The following is a 6,319-nucleotide window of genomic DNA, read 5'->3' as shown; positions in this document are numbered from 1 at the left end:
GGGCTGCTGCGCAGCCCATCGCGACACAAGGCCGCTCCTACAGGGCGCCACCATGACTGGCTATTGCACAAAAATTTCGTAAGCGCTGAATTATTTAGTGTCCCGTTGTATCTGATCCCTTAGAGCATTCAGCGACAGGGACACGGGCATGAAATCTCGCAAGAAAAGCGTCAAACCGATCGGCCTCAAAGACATCACCATCGTCGATGACGCCAAGATGAAAAAGGCGATCACCGCCGCCGCCTTGGGCAACGCCATGGAGTGGTTCGACTTCGGCGTGTATGGCTTCGTCGCCTACGCCTTGGGCAAGGTGTTCTTCCCCAATGCCGACCCCAGCGTGCAAATGATCGCGGCATTGGCCACGTTCTCGGTGCCATTCCTGATACGGCCTTTGGGCGGGCTGTTCTTCGGCGCGCTGGGCGACAAGTTCGGCCGACAGAAGATTCTCGCTGCCACCATCGTGATCATGTCGCTCAGCACCTTCGCCATCGGCCTGATACCGTCCTATGCCAGCATCGGCATCTGGGCGCCGATCCTGCTGCTGCTGGCGAAAATGGCCCAGGGTTTCTCGGTGGGCGGCGAGTACACCGGCGCATCGATTTTCGTCGCCGAATACGCCCCCGACCGCAAGCGCGGCTTTCTCGGCAGCTGGCTGGACTTCGGTTCGATCGCGGGCTTCGTGCTGGGCGCCGGGGTAGTGGTGATGATTTCCACGATCCTCGGTGAAGAGAAGTTCCTCGAATGGGGCTGGCGCCTGCCGTTCTTCCTGGCCTTGCCATTGGGCATCATCGGCCTCTACCTGCGCCACGCGCTGGAGGAAACACCGGCGTTCCAGCAGCATGTCGACAAGATGGAGCAGGGCGACCGCGAAGGCCTGGCCTCGGGGCCCAAGGTGTCCTTCAAGGAGGTGGCTACCCAGCACTGGCGCAGCCTGGTGACCTGCATTGGCGTGGTGATCGCAACCAACGTCACCTACTACATGCTGCTGACCTACATGCCCAGCTACCTGTCGCACAACCTGCACTACAGCGAAGACCATGGCGTGCTGATCATCATCGCGATCATGGTCGGCATGCTGTTCGTGCAGCCGATCATCGGCCTGATGAGCGACAAGTATGGCCGTCGCCCCTTCATCGTGGTTGGCAGTGTCGGGCTGTTTGCGCTGGCCATTCCGGCGTTCATGCTGATCAACAGCGGGGCGCTTGGGCTGATCTTCTCGGGGCTGCTGATCATTGCCGTGCTGCTGAACTTCTTCATTGGCGTGATGGCGTCGACCCTGCCGGCGATGTTCCCCACCCATATCCGCTACAGCGCACTGGCCAGCGCCTTCAACATTTCGGTGCTGATTGCCGGCCTGACGCCGACCATCGCCGCCTGGCTGGTGGAGAGCAGCGGCAACCTGTACATGCCGGCCTATTACCTGATGGTAATCGCCGCCGTCGGCCTGGTCACCGGCCTGACCATGAAGGAAACCGCCAACAAACCGCTACGCGGTGCAGCCCCGGCGGCATCGGATATCGAGGAAGCGCGCGAACTGCTGCAGGAGCACCACGACAACATCGAGCAGAAGATCGAGGACATCGATGAGCAGATCGCCGAGCTGGAGGCCAAGCGCAAGCTGCTGGCGCAGCAGCACCCGCGCATCGATTGATCAGCGGGGCATGTAGCCACGCTGCCAGGCGCGCGGAATGAACCGCGACACCAGGGCCAGCACGCACGCCAGCGCGCAGCTGCCGGCAAGCGCCAGCAGGCCCAGGTGTTGTTGCAGCCAAGCGCCCAATGCGGCGCCCAGCAGCATGCCGGCCCAGGGCACCAGCTGTACACGCCAGCCATTGCGCCGCTCGCCCAGCATCCAGCGCCCCAGACCACGGCCGAAACGCGACAGGGCGCCGGTCACATACGTCAGGCCAATGGGCAGGCCATTCACTTGCTCGACCACTGCGTTGATCATGCCCATGGCCAGGGTGGCGGCCAGCAAAGCAGGGAAGGTGGCCGCCAGCGGCCATGCCGCAGCGAAGGCCAGCAGTGCGGCCACTACCAGCAACACGGGCCAGGCCCGGCGCCGGAAGCCGCGCGCCAGTACGATGCCTAGCGTATTGCCAGCAACGAAGCCCAGCAGCGCGCCGCTCAGGCGTAGTACCAAAGCCAGGTCCGCTTCACTGATGGCCACCGCCAGGCGCGTGGTGTTGCCGCTCATGAACGACACGAAGTCGCCCAGCGCCAGCAGCCCGATGGCATCGGTCATTCCCGCCAGCACTGACAGTGCAGCCACCAGGCCGAGGCCGACGCGGCCACGCAGCACCTGCAGGCGCAACCGCCTGATCGAACGCGCGGGGAGGGCGTTTGGCAGCATGTGCAAGCCTCAGGGCAGCAGGTTTTCGCGAGCCAGGGTGCCCTTGATGGTGCGCTCCACCACGTCGACCAGCACCATGGTCTGGTGGTCGACCTCGATGTTGAGCAGCTCGCCGGCCTTGTAGCGGGCAAAGGTGGTCTGGCGCAGGGTTTCCGGGATCAGGTTGATGGTGACCACGTTGTCGTCCACGTCAGCCACGGTCAGGCTGCAGCCGTTGACCCCGATAAAGCCCCGCGGGAACACGTACTTGCCCCAGTGCGCGGGCATGCGGAAGGTGATGAACGCGCCGGTTTCCTTGATCGACAGCTCAACGATTTCGGCGGTGGTGGCGATGTGACCCGCCATCAGGTGGCCACCGACTTCGGCGTTCATCTTCGCCGAGCGTTCGATGTTGACGCCCTGGCCGGCCTTGAAATTGCGCAGGTTGGTGCGTTCAAGGGTGGCGGTCATGGCGTCGAACCTGACCTGGGAGCCGTTGATTTCGGTGACCGACAGGCAGGTGCCCTCGACACTGACGCTGGCGCCGATCTTCAGCTCGTCAAGCAGCTCCGGGGTGAGGTCGATGGTGAACTGGTTGTGGCCCGGGTAGCGGGTCACATCAAGCAGAGGGCGGACGGCCTGGACGATGCCGGTGTACATGGTGTTGCTCCTGGGCACGGATGTGGAAAACATCAGGAAGCTATGCCCGTGGCGCTGTAAATGCAAGTTGCCTGTACCGGCCTCTTCGCGGGTAAACCCGCTCCCACAGGTAATTTCACAGGATTTGAAACCTGTGCAGTCCCATGTAGGAGCGGCTTTAGCCGCGAAGAGGCCACCCCAGGCAGTGAAGGTCTAGAACTTCAACTGCCACTGCCCAACCACCGCATGGTTGCGGCTATTGCTGCCCAGCTCGCCGCTATACCCCAAGCCAATGCTCTGTCGCGCACTCAGCCCCAGGTCCAGCCCGGCCTCGACCAGCAAGCTGTCGCGGTCAATGGCACTGCCCTCGACACTGAACGCATCACCGCCCGCAATAAACGCCTGCCGCGTACGGGTATCGATGCTGCCATAGGTGTGGCGCCAGCCCAGGGTCGCCCGCGGGGTCAGGCTCATGCCGTTGTCCAGTTGGCCCAGGTGCGCCAGGCGCAAGCCAAAGGTGCTGCTGAAGTTGTCCTGGGTATCGGCATCCACCGCCAGCGCCGCATCGCCACCTTGTTCGCGGTAGCTGTCACGGTGATAACGCTGATAGCCGAGGTTGGCAAACGGTTCGGCGCTCAGGCGGCCGCTGCCCATGGCGTAGCCCAGCTCGACAAAGGCCTGCTGGCTGTCGGCGTCATAGTCGCCCTTGAGGCGCTCGTTGAAGCCGGCGAAGGCCACGTCACGTTTGCTGTCGCCATCATGGCTGCTGTACGCCGCACCCAGGCGCACGGCCAACGGGCCGCTCTGGTGCTGGGCGTAGACACCGGCATGCCAGCTGCGCACGGTGCCGTCCAGGCCCGTGGCATCCAGCCGGGTACGCGAATATCCACCCAGCAGGCCCAGGCGCCAGTCGCCGCCCAATGCCCAATCAACGCCCAGCACGCCACCCCCGGTGCGTTGCTCCAGCGCGCTGGCCCCATGGCTGCCGTCGACCTTGCCGTAGCTGCCCAGCGCCTGCGCCCAGACCCGCCCTTGGGCGTTCGGGTCGTTGAGGTTGCGCGCTTCACGTGGCACGCCGGTAGCCGCAAGGGCAGGGCCGTCGCTGTCGTTCAGGCCCACCAGCAGGTTGCCATTGCTGCCCATCGCCTGCATGGCGCCGAGCATGCTGCTGCCGACTTGCGAGGTGCCCGCCAGGGTGGCTGCCGCCAGGTTGGCCGTATTGCTGGCCGACAGCTGTTCGATGGCGTTACCGGCACCCGCTGTGGTGGTGCCAAGCACGGCGTTGTACAGGTTGCTGTTCTGCCCGAGGGTGGCCAGGCTGCGCGCGGCGCCGGCACCATTGGCAGACTGTGAGTAGCGCTCGAAGGCCACGTCGTTGCGGGTGTAGTCCAGGCCCACCGCCGTGCTGCTGTAGCTCAGGGTCGGGGTAAGGAAGGCATAATCACTGGTCACTTGGGCAAACTGGCCGTTCACCACGCCGGCAGTCAGTACGGTGTAATGGCTTTGCCACGGGTATTCACCCGCGCTTGGCTGTATGCGCAGGGTAGCGCCATCAAGGTTGGCACTGCCGCTGACATTGATCGGCGCGCTGCTGCCATCGGCATTCACGCCATACACCAGGCTCGAACCCTGGCCGAAGCTCAGGTCGCCGGCGACCGTGGCTACCCCGAGGCCGGTGTTGGTCAGCAAGGTGCCGTTTACCTGCAGGCCGCCCACCGAGCCACCGCCGGCATAAGCGGCGCCTTGCTCGATCAGCATCTCGCCCAGGATGCTGCCCTGGTTGATCAGCGTGGCGCCCGACGTCACCACACCACCCTGGCTGAAGTCGCCGATGCTGCTCAGGGTCCAGCTGCCGCCGCTGACCGTGAGGGTTTCGAAATTGGCGCTGTTGCTGAAGCTGCCAGTGCCATCCAGGGTCAGGCTGTCGATGCCGTCACCGCCATCGACCAGGCCGTTGAACACGCCACCGGTCAGCACGGTCAGGCTGTCGTTGCCGGCGCCCAGGCTCAGCGCCAGGCCGTTGCCGCCGCTGATGGTGCCACTGTTGGTCACGCTGTCGTCGTAGTCGCCAATCAGCTTGATGCCGAAGCCGCTTTCGCCTTCGATGCGCCCGGCGTTGCTGATGGTGGTGGCGGCCACCCCGGCCCCTTCGGCGCCGTCATCGACCAGAATGCCGTTGTCGACGCTGCGGATGACCCCGCTGGCGGTGTTGATGATGCTGCCGCCGCCCATGGCAATGCCTTCGCTGCCGTTCGGCCGGCCACCGCTGTCGACGCCCTTGGCGCCCAGGCCCTGGATTGTGCCGGCGTTGTACACGTGGCCGATGTTGTCGATGTCCACGCCATCGCCGTCGCCATTGATCTTGCCGTCTGCGATGGCGCCGGTGATGGTGCCCCAGTTGTACACCGTGCCGCTGCCGTCGGAGCCGAAGCCCGAGCCGTTGCGCCCGGTCACGCTGGCGCCCTCGTAGTTGTACAAAGTGGCGTCACTCTTAAGGTCGATGCCGTGGCGGTCGGCGCTGATGGTGCCGTGGTTGTACACAGTGACGCCGGTAGACGTGCCGATCTTGATGCCGTCCCACTTCTGGTCCAGGCCGTTCTTGTCTTGCGGCGCGGTGTCGGTGTAGATCAGCCCGTAGTTGGTGATGGTGGCGTTGGAACCGGTCTTGATCGCGTCGTTGCCCACGGCGTGGATCACGCCTGTGGCCTGGTTTACCACGGTGGTGGTAAAGGCTGGGTTGTCGAGGGTTTCCAGGTCGATGGCCTGGCCTTCGACGGTGGACGCGATGGTGCCGGCGTTGATGATGCTCAGGCTGCCGCCTGCCGTGGGGTTGGTCTGGAAACGCAGGCCGTCGTTGGTGCCCTGGATCAGCGCCCCGGCCTGGTTGCTGATCACGTAATGGCTGAGGTCTTCGCCGTCGTCCTTGGTGTCGATGCCACGGCCGTCGGTGGAGCGGATGATGCCGGCATTGTCGACGCTCACGGTGGCGCCGCTGGTGTGCTTGGGCAGGATCACGCCGTCGTCGTCACTGGCCACGATGCTGCCGCTGGATGTCACTTTCAAGGTGTCGGACTTCTTCAGCTCCAGGGTGTCGGTGCTGGCGCTGTCGATCAGGTAGTCCTTGGCGAAGGCGGTGGGCGCGAAGGCGGCGCAGGCCAGTGCGATGCACAGGGCCAGGCGGTTGGGCGTGAAATGCATTGGGCGACCATGGGTTATTGTCAGGGGCGCTCAATATGGCTATTCGATATTACGATTTGATTGTAGTAGCCTGATTTTTATTCTCTTGGAAGATCAGTGACCTGTAGGAGCGGCCTTGCCGGGGCGCCGGACCGGTCGGATGGGGTGCGC

At 64.2% G+C, this 6,319-nt stretch carries 4 protein-coding genes; 1 reads left to right on the top strand and 3 read right to left on the bottom strand.

Features of this window, described 5'->3' with window-relative positions; all coding sequences use genetic code 11:
* Positions 1 to 148: 148 nt before the first annotated feature.
* A complete protein-coding gene (proP, locus tag IAE39_RS28645) occupies positions 149 to 1,651 on the top strand; it encodes a glycine betaine/L-proline transporter ProP (protein ID WP_201207831.1) in 1,503 nt (500 codons plus the stop codon).
* Here the strand turns inward: proP and IAE39_RS28640 are convergent, their stop codons facing one another.
* From IAE39_RS28640 to IAE39_RS28630, 3 genes are all read right to left on the bottom strand, one after another.
* A complete protein-coding gene (locus IAE39_RS28640) occupies positions 1,652 to 2,353 on the bottom strand; it encodes a YoaK family protein (protein WP_201207830.1) in 702 nt (233 codons plus the stop codon).
* A 9-nt stretch (positions 2,354 to 2,362) separates the two neighbouring features.
* Positions 2,363 to 2,992, bottom strand: coding sequence for a riboflavin synthase subunit alpha (locus tag IAE39_RS28635; RefSeq protein ID WP_201207829.1), 630 nt, complete (start codon positions 2,990 to 2,992; stop codon positions 2,363 to 2,365).
* A gap of 192 nt (positions 2,993 to 3,184) precedes the next feature.
* Positions 3,185 to 6,169: an autotransporter outer membrane beta-barrel domain-containing protein gene (locus IAE39_RS28630; RefSeq protein ID WP_201207828.1), complete on the bottom strand. Its 2,985-nt coding sequence runs from the start codon at positions 6,167 to 6,169 to the stop codon at positions 3,185 to 3,187.
* Between the last annotated feature and the right edge of the window lie 150 nt (positions 6,170 to 6,319).

Origin of the sequence: Pseudomonas sp. S37 (assembly GCF_016658545.1) — a bacterium.
Lineage (GTDB): Bacteria > Pseudomonadota > Gammaproteobacteria > Pseudomonadales > Pseudomonadaceae > Aquipseudomonas.
The sequence above is the reverse complement of the archived record's forward strand: the minus strand, read 5'-3'. Positions and strand labels throughout refer to the sequence as shown.